Origin of the sequence: Shewanella sp. NKUCC06_TVS, assembly GCF_019345515.1 — a bacterium.
In the GTDB taxonomy this organism is placed as follows: domain Bacteria; phylum Pseudomonadota; class Gammaproteobacteria; order Enterobacterales; family Shewanellaceae; genus Shewanella; species Shewanella oncorhynchi.
Window position 1 is genome coordinate 1 of record NZ_JAHKQX010000061.1, and the last position, 223, is coordinate 223.

The 223-nt window shown below is 47.1% G+C and carries 1 tRNA gene; it reads right to left on the reverse strand.

Annotated features, from left to right (window positions below):
- Positions 1 to 153: 153 nt before the first annotated feature.
- Positions 154 to 223, reverse strand: a tRNA-Glu gene (locus KO531_RS22305).

A 223-nucleotide genomic window follows, 5' to 3' on the forward strand; every position in this document is an offset into this window, starting at 1 on the left:
TAGGCCTCTAGACGAAGGGGACCCGGACTTATGTTTTAACTCGTAACCGAGCTTTGTAACACATTCGCTTCAGTAGGCTAGGAAGCAAATGCCTTGTTCTTACCAAACAACTCGTTAGTTATTTGCTAGGAACCACTCTCTATAAAATATAGATGGTATCCCCTAGGGGATTCGAACCCCTGTTACCGCCGTGAAAGGGCGGTGTCCTAGGCCTCTAGACGAA